Below are 19829 nucleotides of genomic sequence, written 5' to 3' on the forward strand. Positions count from 1 at the left end.
TGCAGTAAGTTGTCTTGCTACTCGGTTGCACACTAGCCGACATCAGCCCGACAACCTCTATTGCAAGCAATCAGAGTTAGGTCACTTCACACCTATTTGGAAACGACCTAACAACTCGCATGCAGAGCCGTACTACGGCAAGGAGACGCTATGGGCGATACCGATCGGAAACTGTTTGTACTCGATACCAACATTCTTCTTCATGAACCCTTTGCCATCTTCTCTTTCCAAGAACACGATGTCGTTATCCCCATGACCGTGTTGGAAGAACTCGACCGAATCAAAGACAGCAAGCGCGACGTTGCAAGAGATGCGCGCGTAGCTATTCGCACCTTGGAAGATTTGTTTAAAGAAGCAACGCCAGATGAAATCTCTGAAGGTATTCCTGTTTCTAAAGACAACCCCGACCAAGGTACTATTTCCATTTTGGCGGATTTTGAACTGCAGGAAACCGTCAAAGCCTTCGCCGACAAGGCCGGTGACAACCGTATTCTCAACGCGGTGCTTTATCTGCAAAATAAACGTGCACCACGTGAAGTGGTACTGATCACGAAAGACATCAACATGCGTCTGCGAGCCAAAGGGGCTGGTGTACGCTTTGTTGAGGACTATAGAACCGACCAACTGATTGACGACATTCAATACCTAACCAAAGGCTTTCAATTGCGTGAAGGTGATTTCTGGAGCGGTATTGAGGAAGTAGAAAGCTATGCACTGGGCGGAAAAACTTACCACAAACTCAGTCGCGAACCCTTCGACCCAACCTTTATCAACCAATACGTTATTGATGAAGACAGTGACTTTGCTGGTCGCGTAGAAACCATCAATGAAGACAAGCTAACGCTTCTCGACCTGAGCCGCGAACGTCTAATGCATCGTAAGGCTTGGGACATCACACCTAAAAATATCTACCAGGGAATGGCGTTAGATGCCTTACTCGATCCAGAAATTGACTTGGTGATTCTAACGGGTGCGGCGGGTAGTGGTAAGACATTACTGGCAATGGCAGCAGCATTGGAGCAAACCATTGAAAAAAGCATGTTCGATAAAATTATCGTAACACGTAACACGCCAGATATCGGTGAATCCATCGGCTTCTTACCCGGCTCCGAAGAGGAGAAAATGATGCCGTGGTTAGCGGCGGTGACCGATACCTTGGAAGCACTACATAAACACGATCACTGCACTGAAGGCTCATTGAAGTACATCTGCGATAAAGCCAACATTCAATTTAAATCGATCAACTTTATGCGTGGCCGTTCGATTCAAAATGCGTTTGTACTGCTTGATGAGTGTCAAAACCTCACTGCATCACAAATCAAAACCATCATTACCCGCTGTGGCGAAGGAACCAAAATCGTCTGCTCCGGTAACTTGGCGCAGATTGACTCTCATTACCTCACCCCAGTGACATCAGGATTGACGTACATGGTTGAGCGCTTCAAGAACTTTGAAGGCAGCGCAAATATTCACCTCAACGGCGTGGTTCGTAGCCGCTTGGCGGAATTTGCTGAAGAAAACCTGTAATTGACACCGACTCACAAAGCAAAAGAGCGCTCTAATGAGCGCTCTTTTTATAACGATTCGACTGAGTTACTCCGTGCCACCCACTGTCAGTGAGTCCAGCTTCAAGGTCGGCTGACCAACACCAACTGGCACACTTTGACCTGCTTTACCACATACGCCAACGCCCTTGTCGATACTTAGGTCGTTACCGACCATAGACACTTGCTGCATTGCTTCGATACCTGAGCCAATCAACGTCGCACCTTTAACAGGGCGCGTAATTTTACCGTTTTCAATCAAGTACGCTTCCGATGCAGAGAACACAAACTTACCCGAAGTAATGTCCACCTGGCCGCCACCAAAGTTTGGCGCATACAACCCTTTCTCGACCGTCGAGATAATTTCTTCTGGCGTATGTTCACCTGGAAGCATGTAGGTGTTGGTCATACGAGGCATTGGCAAGTGTGCATACGATTCACGACGACCGTTACCCGTTGGATTTACACCCATTAGCCGCGCGTTTAGCTTGTCTTGCATATAGCCTTTCAGCACACCATTCTCGATAAGCGTGTTGTACTGACCGTTTACCCCTTCATCATCCACATTCAGTGAACCACGAAGGTCTTTTAACGTGCCATCATCGACGATGGTACACAACGAAGACGTCACTTGTTGACCCATTTTGCCAGAGAAAACCGAAGATTCCTTCCGGTTAAAGTCACCTTCTAGGCCATGACCTACCGCTTCGTGTAGCAACACGCCAGGCCAACCTGAGCCCAATACCACTGGCATCATGCCAGCTGGTGCGGCTTCTGCTTCAAGGTTGATTAACGCCATGCGAATCGCTTCGTCTGCGTAATGAAAAGCTTGTTTCACACCATTGCTTTCCGTTAAAAAGAAATCGTAACCGAAACGGCCGCCGCCACCAGCACTACCGCGTTCACGTCGTTCACCTTTTTGTGCGAGCACGCTAATAGACAAACGCACCAAAGGACGAATATCGCCTGCATAAGTACCGTCTGTTGCCGCAACAAGCATCTGCTCATGCACACCGCTGATGCTGATCGAAACTTCTTTAATCAATGGTTCTTTAGTGCGGATGTAAGCATCTAGAGATTTGAGTAATTCTGTTTTTTGCTGCTTTTCCCATTCAGCTAGTGGATTCACAGCCGCGTAGTACGCTTGGTTTTCGGTGCGTTTAAACGCTTGGACTTTGCCATTTTGCCCTTGCTGAGCAATACCGCGCGCCGCCATTGCACTCTGCTTCAGGCCTTCAGGCTGGATTTGATCAGAGTAGGCAAAGCCTGTTTTCTCGCCAGTTACTGCACGGACACCAACACCACAATCAATGTTAAAAGAGCCATCTTTGATGATGCTGTCTTCTAGAACCAGAGACTCATGCCAGCTGGACTGAAAGTAAATGTCCGCATAATCGATCTGGCGCGTCGCAATGCTGGCAAGCGTGTCAGCAATGTCTTGTTCTGTCAGACCATTTGGGGCAAGGAGTGCCTGTTCTATTTGGTTTGTGCTCATAGTTAGCTCTTTTATTTCCGTCTCAATTCATTTTGAAAGCGACTGTGTTGAGTCAGCGGCATATTCTGCCTTACTTGTTGGCTTTGTGACAAATCTATCTCTGTCACCAATAAGCCTACTTCATCCTGAAGCTGTTTATGGATACGTCCCCAAGGGTCAACGACCATTGAGTGTCCCCATGTTTTTCGTCCACATGGATGCGTTCCAGTTTGTCCGCTTGCCAAAATCCAACATTGTGTCTCAATCGCTCTAGCTCGCAATAATACTTCCCAGTGAGCTTGCCCCGTCACAGCGGTAAACGCAGCGGGCACCACAATGATATCCGCCCCTTCTTGACGCAATACTTTATAAAGTTCTGGGAAACGTAAATCATAACAAATACTCAATCCAACACTGCCGATATCAGTTTCCGCAACGACTATTTGATTACCCGCCATAAACGTATCCGACTCACGATAACTACCATAACCATCGGCTACGTCGACATCAAACATATGCAGTTTGTCATAGTGAGCAATGCATTTACCGTGCGGCGGAAATACAAGTGTTGTGGTGGTGACACCTTTTGCGGTTTGAATGGGCATGCTTCCGACAATTAGCGTTAACTGGTTCTTTCTAGCGATTTCACAGAGCCGCTGTTGAATCATGCCACTGCCAAGTGGCTCTGCATGTTGATGATAAGCTTCGCGACTGGAAAATAGCACTGTATTTTCAGGAGTAAGAACAAGTTTGGCACCTTGCTTGCTCGCTAAAGCACACTGTTTTTCAATGAAGTCCAAATTCGCGTTAATATCCGGACCCGAAGTCATTTGAATAATGCCAACACGCTCCATGTGTTTCCTCCCTATTCCATTATATTCGGTGAGTTATTTGGCCTGTTCACGCAGTTTTTCTGGCAGCTTATATTCACCTTTACTTCGCGAAATTTCTTTCACCGTTGGTGAATCTAGTGGGCCTTTCACTTCATAATTGACTTGAGTGAAGACCTCAACCACCGGAGATATCACCGTAGAGATGGCCAAGACATACAAAGCAGTTTGAGGCGCAACGGCAAACGCGGTCAGCATTGGTAGGCCTGATGTGATGTCTGGTGTGAATTTCACTTCCGCATCAACCATTCTGCTGTTCATATTAGCGATGCCGCGGATTTGCATTTCCCCTGCTAACGCATCCATTACGATATCATTGGTGATAAACACACCGTCTTGGATTTTGCCCGTTCCCGTGATCGAGTTGAATGCCATGCCTTTATCGAATACGTCGGTAAAATCGAGCTGCATCTTACGGATGATAGAATCCAAGCTAAACAAGCCTAACAAGCGTGCCGCACCACTAACTTCACTGATCACGCCTTTACCAAATTCCGTTGAGACGTTTCCTTGCAAGGTTTGTGTCTTCATTGACCAAGGTGCGCCGTCCCATTCCATATTGGCATTGATCTCAAATGGTGCTTGTTGAATGCCTGATGTAATACCAAAGCGCTCCATAAGATCGGTGTTGTTATCACCTTTCATTTTCATGGTTAAGTTGGAATGACTACTCTCTTTCGTCAGGTCCCACCAACCACTCATATCAATGCGGTTTTTGCCGCTACTAAAGGTGATATTTTTCCACTCCAAGCGGTTCTGGCGACGCTGCAAATCAACATTCACTTTGCCCACTTTGTAGCCTTGCAGCCAAAAATCATCAATGTTCAAAGTTAAGTTTGGCATCTCAGCGTGAAACTTGCGGTCAAAATTGGTAATCAAAGGTGCGTTTTGATCTTCACTCGCAAAGATTGAGCTGCGCTCTTTGGTCATCTCTTCAAACCCTGGGATGTACAGATGCAAGTGCTCTAAAGAGACCGATAGATCATAGGGTTTCAGATAGTTAGCTTTCCCTTTAACCTCTTGACTGTCCACATCGAGTTGCCAACTCAAATTTTTCTTGCTTGCTGAAAAATCCACATCATGAAACTCAATCCCACCGAGCTGTAAGTTTGGCGTTTCAACTTCAATGCGTGTCGGCAATGGAATGGTCGGCGTTTTCATGCTTGCCAAAACAGACGATGAAGGCTTGCTCTCAGAGACCTGCGCAAGCTCAGCCCATTGGTCTAAATTCAGTTCTTCGACACGCACCGAAGCATCGTGCCCGACAATAGGACTAATCCGGAAGCCACCTTTGCCAACCATTAAATGAGTCGCAGTCAGAACCGGGACATCGCCAGCGATATCTATCTCAGTTTGATACTTCACATTTGGGATCTGTAGTCTTGCTGAAATACTCTCTTGGTTGCCGGATGCTTGCAGTTTCGCTTGCCCAGACTCGCCAATTTGTTTCGCTAAAGGATAAGGATATTGACTAGCCAGACGATTTAGCTGCGCCAGCACTTCAAGCTGATAAGTGAAACCAACATCATTGAGTTGCAAGTCAATGTCCATTTGCCACGGCGCATGGCCAGAAACAAGGTTTAACCAACGCTCACCGACATAGGGTTTGAGAGGCTCGACATCCCAATCTCCTAGTGTATTAATTGTCACGTTGTAGCCTTGCTCCGCACTCTCTCCATGGAAATCAAGAGAGATAGGCTGTTGTAATAATTCGGCCGACAAACCCGATGTGGTAACCACATCATTGTCGAAGGTGATGCGCCCTGTGGCGTTTTCAAGCGTCATTGGCGGCGCTTCAATATCAACACGATTTTCTGTTAAATCTGCATAACCCCAAGCGCGAGACTCTTTCTCAAAATCAAACGGTATATTGAGTTGAAACTCAGAGTAAACGGGACCACTCACTTGCAGCGCTGTCAATGCGGCACCGACTGAATCCACTAATGGCGTCGCCATCATGTAGTCACGGACTTCATTACCCGGCGCGCTTGCTTTCGCTTCAATCTCGATGTGTCCACCTTCTGCCAACTCAGGGATTCGCCCAGTGATACGCTTGGCATGAACGCCATTTAGTGTGGCTGATTTTGAATCCAAATACATGGCATCATTTTCAAACAGCAAGTCTAGCTGCAAATCCGTGATGGTTGGCCATGCCGTATCAAAGCTAAATTTCGCGTCTTTTAATCCAACCCAAGCTTGGAACATGCCATTATGTTCTTTGTAAGGAAAATCACCTAACTCGCCATACCACAACAATTTCGCTGTATTCACTTTTCCGCCCTGAATCGCGGTCGAAAGATAGTCGGTCAAGTCTTGTCCAAGTGCCAGAGTCGGTAGATAGCGCCATGTTTCACCCGCGTTGTAGAGATCCGCTTCGGCATAGAACGATAAAAATGGGCTTTGTTCTTTTGGGAAATCAAGACGAAATGCCCCCAAAACTTGAAGATCAGGCGTTGCTGCCGTCACTTTATCCGACCACAAACGCCAACCCGCATCATCTTGCTGCCAGATAATATCGACTTCACCTTGTTTGATATTCAGCGGAGCTTGGAATACATCACCGTACGGAAAGACATCATCAATGACGGTGACTTTTGCTTTAGCTTGATTCACATCCCCCGATACGCTGCCCTGTACGTGATGAAACCCGGGTAGGAGCTCCCATTGTGTCATCGCGAGTTCATCCAGTTCAGCCGAGTAGCGTAAGGTGTCTAAACCACCGTTCATTGACAATCGGACATCTTCGACCCGACCTTTCGGTGCTAGTTTGTTAATAAGGTCACTGGTCGACTCTGACTCCGGAGCCAGCTTGATGAGCGGAATGAGTGCTTCGATGTCGAGTTGAGAGAGATTAAGCATCCAGCCGTTTGGTTGCCAATCAAACGCGACGTCTAGCTCTGGCCAAGGGGTATTATCGGTTCTGATCTGAAGTGAGTGGCCATTTACTTTCCAGCCTTGTTTATCTGGTCGAAGATTGAAAATTCCAGACTCAATAAACAGCTCATGATGTCCATCTTCATTCCACACCAACTCGGAAGGCAGCAATTCAACATAAGCATCATGCGGTTGGCTATGTTTGAGCGTTAGCCAAGTATTTAAGCTGACTTTACCCGACTCTGCTCCTGACTCTTCTTGCATGTAAGTGGTCAGCCAAGGTGTGACCGAGACATCTTGAGCACTCACGTAAAACTCACCAGATACATCACGCAACGAGCCATGATCTTTAAAGTTAGCGCTTACTAACAATGAGTTCAGGCGAACATCGGCAATGCTAACCGTGCCTTCGGCTACGTGACGTTTCCCTTGATTGCTCCAACGAAGCTGCTCAATATCTAAACGGCGAGTTTCACCTGACACAGACTTATACCAAATCCGTGAATCGCTAATAGTGAAATCTTCGAACTGACGTAAAAGAAGTGAGTCGAGTTGGTCAATGAGTTTCACTTCGCTCTTATCCACTTCAGGCTTCGGATCTTGACGATGAGAAGTCGGCAGAATGTCTACCGTGTGAATGTCTAAAGCGAGGTTATGAATGGTAAGGTCTGCAACTACAGGTTTAAGTTGAAAAAGAGATTGAATAAGATCGAACTCAATTTGGACTTCTTCAACAGCGAAGCGTGCATCTTGCACGTTTGGTAGATTTGCCTCTAAACCCAGTAACGCAATTGAGGGATGATTATTGCGCCACGTCCCTGCGACATTGGCAATAGAAACGTCAAAACCTGTGCCTTGTTTGACCCAGGTTTTGATCTCATCTTGGAAATGGTTAAGTTGCGGCAATGTGACGCGCAGCGTGGTCACTAATATGGCTAATAACACCAATACAGTAACTAAACTCCACGCACAAAAACGCCCAAAACGGTTAACACCAGAATTCACAAATGTTCCAAATTACATCATTACGACGTCAAACTGTTCCTGAATGTACAGGGGTTCAGCCTGAACTCGCACTTGCTTGCCAATAAATACTTCGAGCTCTGCCAACGCATGAGACTCATCGCCCAACAGCGCTTCAGCAACAAACGGCGATGCGTACACGACAAAATTATCGGCGTCGTAAGCACGGTTCACACGAGTAATCTCACGTAATATCTCAAAGCATACGGTTTCGACCGTTTTCACGCTGCCACGGCCTTCACAAGTAGGACAGCCAGAACACAAGATATGTTCAATACTTTCTCGCGTACGCTTACGCGTCATTTCAACTAAACCAAGCTGGGTAAAGCCGTTGATGTTGGTTTTTACTCGGTCTTTCGCAAGTGCCGTTTCCAGTGAGGTAAGTACTCGCTGACGATGCTCTTCGGATGCCATATCGATAAAATCAATAATGATGATACCGCCGAGGTTACGTAAACGTAGCTGACGCGCAATAGCTTGCGTTGCCTCTATATTGGTATTGAAGATCGTCTCTTCGAGATTACGACGACCAACAAATGCACCTGTGTTGATGTCGATGGTGGTCATGGCTTCGGTTTGATCGATGATCAAATAGCCGCCCGATTTTAGCTCGACCTTGCGCTCTAAAGAACGCTGAATTTCGTTTTCGGTGTCGTACATGTCAAAGATTGGCTTGTCACCTTCGTAAAGCTCAAGCTTATCTGTTAACTCCGGTACATACTCAGAAGTGAATTCTTTCAGGTTTTCATATTCAAGGCGGGAGTCGACCATGATCTTATCGAGCTCTGTGCCAACAAAGTCACGCAGAATGCGTTGAGCTAAGCCGAGTTCACCGTAAAGTGTTGAACGCGTTTTGTATTTTGAGCGACGCTCCATGACTTTTAGCCACAAACGCTTTAGAAATGCCGCATCTTGAGAGAGCTCTTTTTCATCAGCGCCTTCTGCCGCGGTACGAATGATAAAACCACCGTGCTCATCGCAGTAATGGTTCACCACCTTTTTCAAACGCTCACGCTCTTTCTCACTTTCAATACGCTGCGAAACACCGACATGGCTAGCCCCCGGCATAAAAACAAGATAACGCGAAGGTAAGGTGATATCCGTCGTTAAACGCGCACCTTTCGTGCCGAGCGGATCTTTGACCACTTGCACAACAATGTCTTGTCCCTGGCGTACCAGCTCAGAGATATCACGGACTTGAAACTGCTGTTTTTCGTTTTCTGCCACACATTCGGTATGGGGAACAATATCTGACGCATGTAAAAATGCCGCTTTATCTAAACCAATGTCGACGAAAGCCGCCTGCATACCTGGTAACACTCGGCTTACTTTGCCTTTGTATATATTGCCCACAATACCGCGACGCGATTCGCGCTCGATATGTATTTCTTGTAGTACTCCACCTTCAATCATGGCCACACGAGTTTCACTCGGGGTCACGTTAAGCAGCAATTCTGCACTCATGTGCACACCTCAAAACAATTATAAAAATTCTTGAATTAGCTGATCGGTTTCGAACAAAGGTAAGCCTACTACAGCGTGATAACTGCCTTCGATTCGGGTGACAAATCGCCCTCCGAGTCCCTGAATACCATAACTTCCAGCTTTATCGCATGGCTCTCCTGACTGCCAATATTGTTCGATTTCTTCGTGAGTCAGTGGTTTGAACCACACGTCAGTGGTAACGACCACTGAATGTTGTTGTTCCGATGATACAACGCTCACCGCAGTCATCACTTGATGACGACGACCCGATAAGCCAGTAAGCATACGCTTTGAATCTTCAAAACTTTTTGGTTTTTCTAGCACACGGTCATCGCATACCACGACCGTATCAGAGCCCAATACAACGGAATCAGGCTTAGCCAACGCTAAGCCTGCCTGAGCTTTTTCCAAAGAAAGACGCAACACGTAATCTCGTGCTTGCTCATGAGCCTGTTTGGCTTCCTCAATATCAGGCAATACGATCTCAAAATCATAACCCAGTTGAGCAAGCAGCTCTTTTCTTCTCGGAGAACCCGATGCGAGAACGAGAGATAAGCTTTTCTTCACCGCTTTACCTTACGTGCCATGCACGACGAACTCGTCGCATTAATAAAAACATCCATGGCCAAAGTATACAGTTTATTGCCGCCGTCCACAGAGATAATGGATTAAATACTACGTCCTGGTTCAAATATTCCCCACAGAATATCAAAACTTCCAATAACGCAGTAAAAAAGGCAATTAAAATCGACTGTTGCCACAATGCCATGTTACGAATCAACAGGAAATTCAGCGCAACGAGGTAGATAACGATCGACATCATCATGCCACGAATTCCAAGCGTTGAGCCGATCAAGATATCCCACAATAAGCCTAGCACTAGCGCAGTTCCGACGTTCACTCGGTGCGGTAGTGCCAACACCCAATAACACGTAACAAGGAACAACCATGAAGGGCGTAACACATCTAACACACCTGGCCATGGAATGGTTTGCAGTACCAGTGCAACGAAGAAACTGACGCCAATCACCATTCGGCTACTCAATACATTATTGGCCATCGGTTACCTCTTGTTCTTGCTCTAACCCTTCATCTACATTGGACCGCAGTACTTTGTGTTGACGGTCTTCATTCGGCCAAATCAGCAGTAGGTAGCGTAAGCGATCAAACTCCACAACCGGCTCAGCCTTGATTGAAGCGAACTCTTGACGCGTATCGTGATCCACATTGGTAACCGTCGCGACTGGGTATCCCTCAGGGTAAATGCCACCTAAACCGGATGTCACCAATAAATCACCAACCTGAATATCTGTGCTGGTTGGAATGTGTTCTAGTTGGATTTCATCCATTTCACCATTGCCCGATGCGATCACTCGGATATCATTGCGGATCACCTGGACAGGAATTGCATTTTTCGCGTCCGTTAGCAGCAGAACACGTGCGTTGTGCGCTGCGACAAACGTGACCTGACCAACGATGCCTTTCTCATTGATAACAGGCTGACCAACGTAAACACCATCAATACGGCCTTTATCGATCACCACTTGATGACGATAAGGTGAAGTATCCACCGCCATTACTTCTGTCACGACTTTCTTTTCATCACGGACAAATGAAGATCCTAACAACTTACGTAAGCGTTGGTTTTCTTCTTTATATTGGTCGAGCAAGATAAGCTCGCTTTTCAGGCGTAGCACTTCTCGCTTTAAGCTGCGATTGCCTTCAACCAATGCCTGATGAGAATTAAAACGTTCAAATACGCCATCGAACATACTACGAGGTAAATTCGCTGCGTACTGAATCGGTGCAACCATACTGTTTAGTAGGTATCGAACGTTGGAAAACGTATCTAGACGACTATCGGCCAGCATTAAGCTCGCCGACACGATGACAGCAAAAAACAGACGTAATTGCAGAGACGGACCTCTGCCGAAAATCGGTTTCATCTTGTTTTTGACCTGATTGCTTCCATAATTATTGAGCCTTACTTGGCAACCTAAAAATACTTAACTAAATACTTTTAGGTATGGAGCATGTTTGAATTACAGAGAGAGCAGAAATGAAGGTGAAGCCCGACATGAGCTTCACCTAAACCTTTATTCTTCAGAGAACAGATCGCCACCGTGCATGTCGATCATTTCTAGTGCTTTACCGCCACCACGCGCAACACACGTTAGTGGATCTTCCGCGATAACCACAGGAATACCAGTTTCTTCCATTAGTAGACGGTCTAGGTCTTTAAGTAGTGCACCACCACCGGTTAGTACCATACCGTTTTCAGAAATGTCTGAAGCAAGCTCTGGTGGACACTGTTCTAGTGCAACCATGACTGCTGATACGATGCCAGATAGCGGCTCTTGAAGCGCTTCTAGGATCTCGTTTGAGTTCAAGCTAAAGCTGCGTGGCACACCCTCTGCAAGGTTACGACCGCGAACTTCAATCTCTTGAACTTCATCACCAGGGTAAGCAGAACCGATTTCGTGTTTGATCTTTTCAGCCGTTGCTTCACCAATCAAGCTGCCGTAGTTACGACGTACGTAGTTGATCACAGCTTCATCAAAGCGGTCACCACCGATACGTACAGACGATGAGTAAACCACACCGTTTAGAGAGATAACGGCAACTTCAGTTGTACCACCACCGATATCGACCACCATTGAACCTGTCGGCTCAGATACACGAAGGCCAGCACCAATTGCCGCCGCCATTGGCTCGTCGATTAGGTAAACTTCACGCGCACCAGCACCAAGTGCTGATTCACGAATTGCGCGACGCTCAACTTGGGTAGAACCACAAGGAACACAAACAAGAACACGTGGGCTTGGCTTTAGGATGCTGTTATCGTGCACTTGCTTGATAAAGTGCTGAAGCATTTTTTCGGTTACGTAGAAGTCAGCGATTACGCCGTCTTTCATTGGGCGAATAGCGGAAATGTTGCCAGGTGTACGACCAAGCATCTGTTTTGCTGCGTGACCGACTGCAGCAACGCTTTTTGCAGAACCTACACGATCTTGACGAATAGCAACTACAGAAGGTTCATCAAGGACAATTCCTTGCCCTTTTACGTAAATTAGAGTGTTGGCTGTACCTAAATCGATAGATAGATCGTTAGAAAACATGCCACGAAGTTTCTTAAACATACTCTTCGCTCATCCTGCAAAAATATAGAAGACAAAAATTGCTCTAAATGTACCAATGCCTCGCTGTCACAGCAAGGTATTGGTACACAAACATGAGCAGAAAGCCTCAATTTCTTGCAGTTTCCTAACTTAAGGGCAAAAACCTAAGTTGTTACTGTCCGGTTAACCCTGGCTCACCACGGTAAATCACGCGATCGTTACCACGATGAATACCAAAGGTGACGACGGATGATGGGTTTTCTTCGGAGCCATCATTGTCCCAATCATATTTGAGCCATGGTAAACCATTTTCAGAGTCATCAAGATCTAACCAAACGCGTGTTTGCTGACGGTATGGTTCTGCTTGAGTTGCAGTAATAGAACGAGAAGAACCAGAAGCAACTTCTCCACCAGCTCCTAACGTGACTGCTTTGGGAGTGGCTCCAGCACCTGTTGGCCAAATATGCGTTTCAGCGGCAGTGACACCTTTCACATCGGTTTGATTGTCATTAGGGTTGGCGATAAAGCGGCTACCATTCCAGTACTCAACTCGAAGTGGCACATGCAATGTCGAACCTTGGTTACCACCTACATCATCTAGGTCAACACGACCAAAGCGGATGTCGGGTTGCCTAACTAAGCGGGAGTTGAAATCTCCGTCAGTAATGTACTCAACAGGGTCAGCATTGTTGGTATATATCAAACCTATCTCTGATTTGGCAGTACCAGTCACAGAGTTAAATGGTCCATCAGGGTAGCTACCACCAAGATCTTTGTTCCAACAAGCACTGCCGATACACTGACCACTATTACCGACTGAGAAGTCTCCGATACTTTTATCAGATTCGTTACTCCAGTCTCCTGCGCCAAAATCAGGCGCATCGAATCGATCAGAGTAATGGTCAATATCGTCTAGGTTGAACTCCGCTTTTGTAACAAAGTCTGCATAGTTCTTAATCGCAGATTTGTTAGCATTCAATGCCTCCACGCTAAACTCGACCCCATCAAAAGGCTGATTCATATAAGCAAAACTTTGTGAACCAGGGTAATTCCAATCGCTGGCGATGACTTGGAAGTATTTAGGATAGAAACGACCAACGGTGACGTCATATTCATCTAATTTCTCTCCCAAATACGTTGCTTTAGTTTTAAGGTTTAAAGCGCCAACTTCATCCCAAACGTATTCAACTGTTTTACCCGATTTAGCTTCTTCAGAGCTAAAGTCTAAACTTGAACCTTTACTTGGATCTAAGTTGGCGATATCACCACCCGATGGGTACAAGACAGAAAACTCAGCATCAAGTGGCGCAGCCGTATTTGAATCAGAGAAATAGTTTTGTGTCAGAGTGTATTCACAAACATTGGTAGCATTACCACGTGAGTCGCTATGAACGACTGGTTTGTAAGTCACATTAAAGCTTTCAGCAGAGGCAATAAAGCCATCGCCAGTAGCTTGTGTCGTAGGGTTAGTTTTTCCACCATTTTTAGCCACAATATTACATGCGGCAATTTTCCAAGGTCGAGACTTAACGCTGAATGAGCCATTGAGAGTCACTGACTCTTGCTCACCTTTCTCTTCATCCGGAGCTATTGGACACTCATCTGAGTACTGAGGGTCACACGTGAAATTCGCATCTTCGAGTTTGATTGTGTACAAGCCCGAATCCATTAGCTTAAAGGTATCTGATGTCTTACCTTGCTCTGAGCCAATAAATTTAGGCTCATATGTTAATAAGCTCTTGTCACTACGCCCGTCAGCTGGTGTTTCGATTTCCAGTTGAACACTTGGTGAGCCCATGTAACTTTTCACTACCGTTTGCTGGCCATCGCTACAAGCTAATACTCTTGTGTCTATTTGATAATTTTTACCAGCTACGACTGTTTGGTCATCTACATCAAACTTGAATGGTACAAATTTAAAGGTAGATGTCTGCGTTTTTGATGGGTCATTGTCCACCATAACCTTTAACGTATATTCGTCATTAAGCTCAAGACCATTTTGATCTGTAACGGTAACCTGCAGCTTCAACTTACCGAGTTTCGAAAACACATTGCTTGTAGTAAAGCTTGGGTAAGTACCTGTACCTGTACTATCAGCGAGCTCTACAGAGAACTTATCGGCATCAGGATAAACCTGCACAGTAACCCCTGTACTTTCCGCATAGCCATCATTCTTGGTTTCTATTTCAAAGCTAGGTTGCTCTGTCCCACACATCAGCGCATATTGTGTTGCTGGAGATAGCGTTACTTCATAGTTGTCAGAAGGCGTAAAACAGTGGTTGTCGGTCGCTATAATTTGCGCATCCTCTGTCATATAGATTTGACGCGCAGTTACCGCACCACGGACGATACTGTTATTATCCACTTTAACATCTGACTCGCTATATAGCAGACCGACAAACTCACTATCTTCACTTAGTAGAACATTAGAATCTTGACTACCGTGAACAAGAACGACAAGTTCTCCAGATTTAGTCGCGGTGTTCTCTTCTTTAAACCAACTTTTCTTACCGCCTTCCTTCTTACCGCTCATCGAAAGTTTTTTGATATGAATAGTAACTTTTTCCCCAGCAGGTATCGAAATCACACCACCATTATTAATGTCTATGCTAGCAACCCAGTAAGTACCCGTCTTAAAAGTTACAGTGCCTTTGCCGACTGAAAGATTTCCAATAACTTCATTATTCGAAAATTCACGCTCACTCTCCCAAACAGTGACATTATTCAAGCTCGGTTCATCCGGACTCCTAAAGCTCTCGAGCTCTTGTTTTGTAACCATTAACCCGGAATCACCCAAACAACTTTGCCCATCACAGCTTGCTTCATTTCTTATATCAATCGAGCTTGGAGAAAAACCAACATACCGCTTGCCATTACTGAGTTGAGCTCCCGTTATTTTGGTTCTATTGCTCATCTGTAACAAAGCATTTGTGTTGCTAGACCATGTTTGAGCTGGCGAAGGGAAAAGTTCACAAACTCCATCAACTGGCGGTTTATCGAAAAGGAAGTATGAGAATGGTTCGACAACGTGACCACGCTCCGAGTCTCTCTGCATATCTTCTTCATTGATAAGGGCTACACCTGTTTTTGTCACTGAGCAGCGACGTAGCCAACCACCATTGTTACCATTACGCGTTCTTTTAGACGCAAGTAATACAGGTGCAGACTTAAAGCCAGAAACAGGAAAATTACTCACTTGTAAGCAACCCTCTGTAATTGGTTTAATGACGTTGTCGTCCAATGCTCCCAACGTATTTCGTGTAGAGCCATCCCCTAACCAGAACTTACGACCATTCACAAAGCCTTGCCCGAGACCAGCAACAAAAGCTACGTCCTCAGATTTAGCTAGCACAGCATTCTTCGTAACTTCTGAACGATCTAAAATCAATGAGAAGCCTTGCACTGTAGGATTAAGTGCAATTGAACTCAGCCACAAAGGTTGCCCATTAATGTAGTTATTCTTAGTTTGTAATTGAACTAAGACGCCAGGGGCAGACGCAAAAGAAGTATTTAGACCAAAGTCCCTAAATAGCACATTTTTACTTTTGTAGGTTGTACCGCCAATATTCGAATAAGTAAGGTCGGAGCTTACCTTACCTGCAACAATCATGGCATCCCCATCAAACTTGATAACACCAGGTTCGATAACGAGGTAGTCTATGTCTTCCATGGGAGCATCAACGAAAGTCACCCTCTCACCTTGATTATTGTTGTCCGTGCATCGCCACTTCCCGTTATTGTTTTGCTTCAATCGCTTACATGCCGCGCTATGTGGCGGAAACAACTGCTTTACTGTGGCCTGAGTTTTGGACTTTGACCATATACGTAAATTTGAAGGATACTCCGTCCTCTTATCCGCGAAGTTAGACATTGACGCATCAATCGTCGACATCACAAAGACAAGCGGCTCTTCATCGTAGGTGTTCTGAAACTCGATATCACATGTAACACCACGCTCATTATTCAATACCTTACAATTTTCAGCAGGGATGGTGCCAAATTCAAACTGAGGGTTGTTATTTACTGCAGCAAAACTGATTGACGAAAAAAGGAAAAGAGCTACCGCAAGTAACGATATTATTATTTTTTTCATTATCTTACTCCCTCACCCAAACTTCTTGCTGTCGTTGAACTTGTGATAAACCTGAGCCACAAATGGCCACGCTTTTGATTACATAAAGGCCAACACTCTTACCATTATCGGTTAATACCCCAGTATTTTGGCAATCCAACTGAGTAATTTGGCATCCCTTGTCGAATAAACCGCTGTCCGGTGCTCGCGAGCCATCTTTAATACCGTTACACACACTCACTACGGCCGCCGATCGATTAACAGGGAAAAACTGCGTTAACAGCCAGTCATTACTCGACTGAGCGGTAAACCATGCTTTAGTCCCCAAAAATTCCCGTGTTACTCCGCTTTGGTTCGACCAACTCACCTTCATCAAAGATACCGCTAAATAGCCCATCACAAGGATGACAAACAGAGTCACGATTAGTACATTGCCTTGTTGACGATTACGGAACATTTAACACCTGCACATCTTGTTGGTACACACTACTTTCACCGGACTGTTCAAACACGAACCTCAGATGCACGAGCCCGCCTCGATGAAGCGATGTATCGTCATATTTGAAATAACTCTGAGATTGATCATCAACATAAATAAGATTGTCGGCAATTATTTCGCCGTTACGCTGTATCTGTGGGCCTACAAAGCAATATATCACTGACTTAGATGGATCATAGAGATAGTGTCGATTAGAAACGGAGCGACTGGTTACTAAACTAGCGCCATCAATAATCTTATATGCTTTATCCGAATCTGGAGAAAGCGATCCAACATCAACACTATGAGTGGATGAGGTTAAATCACTTAGCCGTGTTGGGTTAATCACCATTTTCAAGCCACTATCAAGCTCGGGAGCATTGTCACCAAAAAAGCCAACCACAAACTGTATATCATTTCCAGAAATCGCATAAAAACCAGAATGCTCTATCGGCATAAACATCAGGCAGTTTTTTTCACTCTCATCAATAAAAAAGCTATTCGGCACCGCATGACGAATTTCTCGAGATATTTTCTCAATAACGAACTGAGCCTGAGTTTGTAGTTTCTGCCTATCGATAGTGTCGGCATAGCCCTTTGCTCCTAACTGCAAATAACCAGCAATTCCGAGCATGATAAAACTACCAACCACAATAGTGATGACCATTTCTATTAAAGTGAAACCACGATTTTTCATTAGTAGTTTCCCCTTATCGCAGACAGTGTTAAAGGCTGTGTTTGTCCGGCGTAAATAGTCATAGTGATTCGTTTATAAGCCGTGATATCTTCCAGTGAAGGATTATTGACACCCGTTCCATCTGATTCAGCATATTGCACTTTCACTTCAACTCGAAAGTTCTTGTAATCATTTGCCATAGACGTGCCAAGAACGTTACTCAGCTCGTATAACGGCGTAGAGTTACAGCTGGCCTTTGTACCTTGTGTATACCAGCAACCGATATAGTCATCGACATCATTAAAACTAGCTGGGTTTGATTCATCGCTATCTGCCCCAAGACTTGTGGAACAATCCTTACCACCAAGGACAGTCTCACCACAGCGGACTAAACCACCATCAAAGTCACTGTTTTCATCGAAGCCTCGCGCCAATATCTGAGACATGAAACCTTGGCCTAATGCGGCCGCGCGGGTTTGATAATGAGGGATGGCGGAATCTCGAATTTGAGGGACAAGAAAAGAAGTAAACGCCACCATCGCAATGCCCATTAAAACAATCGCGATGATCATTTCTATCAAAGTCATGCCACTAGATTTCTTCATGAGCATGTACCTTTAGAAACATAGCCTTGAGTATTAATTTCAACTTGGCAGCGGCTTCGACCATGCTTATCTTCAATCAGGATTGAAACCCCACCACTCGCTGAGTTTATTGGATTACCCAATAAATCAAACTCGATTGGATTAGTTACAGCATTGGTCAGTGAAAACTTTGCGGATTTATCAACAACCATGTCACTACGAGTGTCTTGTTCCTTGCTAGCCAGGCCGCATGCAGCACTAGACCCGATGCAAGAGCTTGTAATCGACAAACAAAAATTAGTGTAGCTAGAGTCCTCTCCAGCTTTGTAGCTACTGGGTAGACATCTTTCAGGATAAGGCTTGTTTGGGATGCTGATATTCGACTGCATACGATTCACCTGCACTTGGCGAATAACAGAAATCACGCGTTCTTGTAATGCATATGCAGAGAAACTGCCAGAGCCCATAAAACGGCTGGCTGCAAAAAGTGAAAGGATAGAGAGGAGAACAATCACGAGGATTAACTCCATTAACGTAAACCCTAATGCAGAGCTGCGAATTTTCATAACCCAACCTTAGGCTTAGAACAAGCGAGATAAGTATACGATGAAATTATGAGATTAATGATAGGTTTATAATTTTTCGATTCGAAGTGTGAACAGACGAACAAATAACCAATATCTAGTTATTTTGCCCTTTTGAACGACTAATCTCTTCTTCAATTCGATCGTAAGTTTCTTTGTTGCTTAGCGTCTCAGAAACGTGCTCAGCGGTCTGCTTGGTTTGCTCCCACTTCGCTTCGTAAGTTTCTGGTTCAAAGCTGATAAATCTTGGTAATACCACATAACCGATCATACCTAAGATAATCAGCACAACGACAAACTCTATTGCACTAAGACCCGATGATTTACGCATATGAACTATTCCGAAATTAATCAAAATAAAGAGATAAAGGCCAGACTAGCTGGCCTTTTGAGTAATATTTATTACTTACACTCATTCGCAGTTTTAGTAACAGCGACTGTTGCTGGAGTATCTTTGTCTTTAGCTTGAGTGTATTTAACACATTTCGTGTCGTAGTTATCGAAACCGTATGAAATGTATTTAGGGTCAGCATTAGTATCTACTTTCTTAACAACCCAATCTTCCGATAGACCATCAACAACTAGAGATAGCGCTGCCGAAGTTGCTTCTGGGTAACCAAACTCTAGGTTTAAAGTTGAAGTACCGATACTGATTGCACCGTCAGCTGTTGCCTCTTGACCTTCAATTGCTGCTTTACCGTAAGTAATGCCAGCAGCACCAGTCATAGCACCTTTCAAACCATCAAGAGCTGAATCACGAGCATCATCTTGCAGGTTAAGGAAACGTGGTGCTGCAGTGACCGCTAGAATACCTAGGATTACAATTACCACTACCAATTCGATAAGGGTGAAACCACCTTGTCTTTTCATTGTTTACTCTCTCTATGTAAGCATGCAGTACAACTGCAAAGTTTTGTTTAGGTCACGCGACCATTTTGGATATTGTCAAAACGGTTTGGGGCAGCAACGTTCACTAAAACTGACCGTGAAGTGGATACTGTATCTACCGCTTGAGCAGAATGACGA

The 19829-nt window shown here is 45.1% G+C and carries 16 protein-coding genes; 1 reads left to right on the forward strand and 15 read right to left on the reverse strand.

Going from position 1 to position 19829, the window contains the following annotated elements; translation table 11 throughout:
* Window positions 1-150: 150 nt before the first annotated feature.
* A complete protein-coding gene (locus R8269_RS21365; protein WP_005381133.1) occupies window positions 151-1527 on the forward strand; it encodes a PhoH family protein in 1377 nt (458 codons plus the stop codon).
* Between the two features lie 66 nt (window positions 1528-1593).
* Here the strand turns inward: R8269_RS21365 and tldD are convergent, their stop codons facing one another.
* From tldD to R8269_RS21440, 15 genes are all read right to left on the reverse strand, one after another.
* On the reverse strand, window positions 1594-3039 hold the full coding sequence (gene tldD / locus R8269_RS21370) for a metalloprotease TldD (protein WP_005381134.1): 1446 nt from the start codon (window positions 3037-3039) through the stop codon (window positions 1594-1596).
* Between the two features lie 11 nt (window positions 3040-3050).
* Entirely contained in the window at window positions 3051-3872 is an 822-nt protein-coding gene (locus R8269_RS21375) for a carbon-nitrogen hydrolase family protein (protein WP_005381136.1), read from the reverse strand.
* Window positions 3873-3905: 33 nt separating this feature from the next.
* Window positions 3906-7787 carry a YhdP family protein gene (locus R8269_RS21380; protein ID WP_171343293.1) on the reverse strand — a complete coding sequence of 1294 codons (3882 nt, stop codon included), beginning with the start codon at window positions 7785-7787 and terminating at the stop codon, window positions 3906-3908.
* Between the two features lie 12 nt (window positions 7788-7799).
* A complete protein-coding gene (rng, locus tag R8269_RS21385; protein WP_005381138.1) occupies window positions 7800-9269 on the reverse strand; it encodes a ribonuclease G in 1470 nt (489 codons plus the stop codon).
* Between the two features lie 18 nt (window positions 9270-9287).
* On the reverse strand, window positions 9288-9857 hold the full coding sequence (locus R8269_RS21390) for a Maf family protein (protein WP_025767607.1): 570 nt from the start codon (window positions 9855-9857) through the stop codon (window positions 9288-9290).
* Between the two features lie 4 nt (window positions 9858-9861).
* On the reverse strand, window positions 9862-10350 hold the full coding sequence (gene mreD / locus R8269_RS21395) for a rod shape-determining protein MreD (protein WP_005381141.1): 489 nt from the start codon (window positions 10348-10350) through the stop codon (window positions 9862-9864).
* A complete protein-coding gene (mreC, locus tag R8269_RS21400; RefSeq protein ID WP_005381142.1) occupies window positions 10340-11236 on the reverse strand; it encodes a rod shape-determining protein MreC in 897 nt (298 codons plus the stop codon). Before mreC ends, mreD begins: the two co-directional genes overlap by 11 nt.
* A gap of 150 nt (window positions 11237-11386) precedes the next feature.
* Window positions 11387-12430, reverse strand: coding sequence for a rod shape-determining protein (locus tag R8269_RS21405; protein ID WP_005381144.1), 1044 nt, complete (start codon window positions 12428-12430; stop codon window positions 11387-11389).
* Window positions 12431-12581: 151 nt separating this feature from the next.
* Window positions 12582-16502 (reverse strand): DUF6701 domain-containing protein, encoded by a 3921-nt coding sequence (locus R8269_RS21410; protein WP_318222658.1) that lies wholly within the window; start codon window positions 16500-16502, stop codon window positions 12582-12584.
* A gap of 4 nt (window positions 16503-16506) precedes the next feature.
* Window positions 16507-16938 (reverse strand): hypothetical protein, encoded by a 432-nt coding sequence (locus R8269_RS21415; protein WP_005381146.1) that lies wholly within the window; start codon window positions 16936-16938, stop codon window positions 16507-16509.
* The gene (locus R8269_RS21420; protein ID WP_005381147.1) at window positions 16928-17656 is read right to left on the reverse strand and encodes a PilW family protein; all 729 of its coding nucleotides are present in this window, start codon (window positions 17654-17656) and stop codon (window positions 16928-16930) included. The genes R8269_RS21415 and R8269_RS21420 overlap by 11 nt, the downstream gene beginning before the upstream one ends.
* A complete protein-coding gene (locus tag R8269_RS21425; protein ID WP_005381148.1) occupies window positions 17656-18240 on the reverse strand; it encodes a prepilin-type N-terminal cleavage/methylation domain-containing protein in 585 nt (194 codons plus the stop codon). Before R8269_RS21425 ends, R8269_RS21420 begins: the two co-directional genes overlap by 1 nt.
* The gene (locus R8269_RS21430) at window positions 18237-18785 is read right to left on the reverse strand and encodes a type II secretion system protein (protein ID WP_005381149.1); all 549 of its coding nucleotides are present in this window, start codon (window positions 18783-18785) and stop codon (window positions 18237-18239) included. Before R8269_RS21430 ends, R8269_RS21425 begins: the two co-directional genes overlap by 4 nt.
* Before the next feature lie 115 nt (window positions 18786-18900).
* Window positions 18901-19134, reverse strand: a complete 234-nt coding sequence (locus R8269_RS21435; protein WP_005381152.1) for a type II secretion system protein — start codon at window positions 19132-19134, stop codon at window positions 18901-18903.
* Between the two features lie 71 nt (window positions 19135-19205).
* A complete protein-coding gene (locus tag R8269_RS21440; RefSeq protein ID WP_005381181.1) occupies window positions 19206-19673 on the reverse strand; it encodes a type II secretion system protein in 468 nt (155 codons plus the stop codon).
* Window positions 19674-19829 lie beyond the last annotated feature (156 nt).

The organism is Vibrio sp. Vb0667 (genome assembly GCF_033391095.1).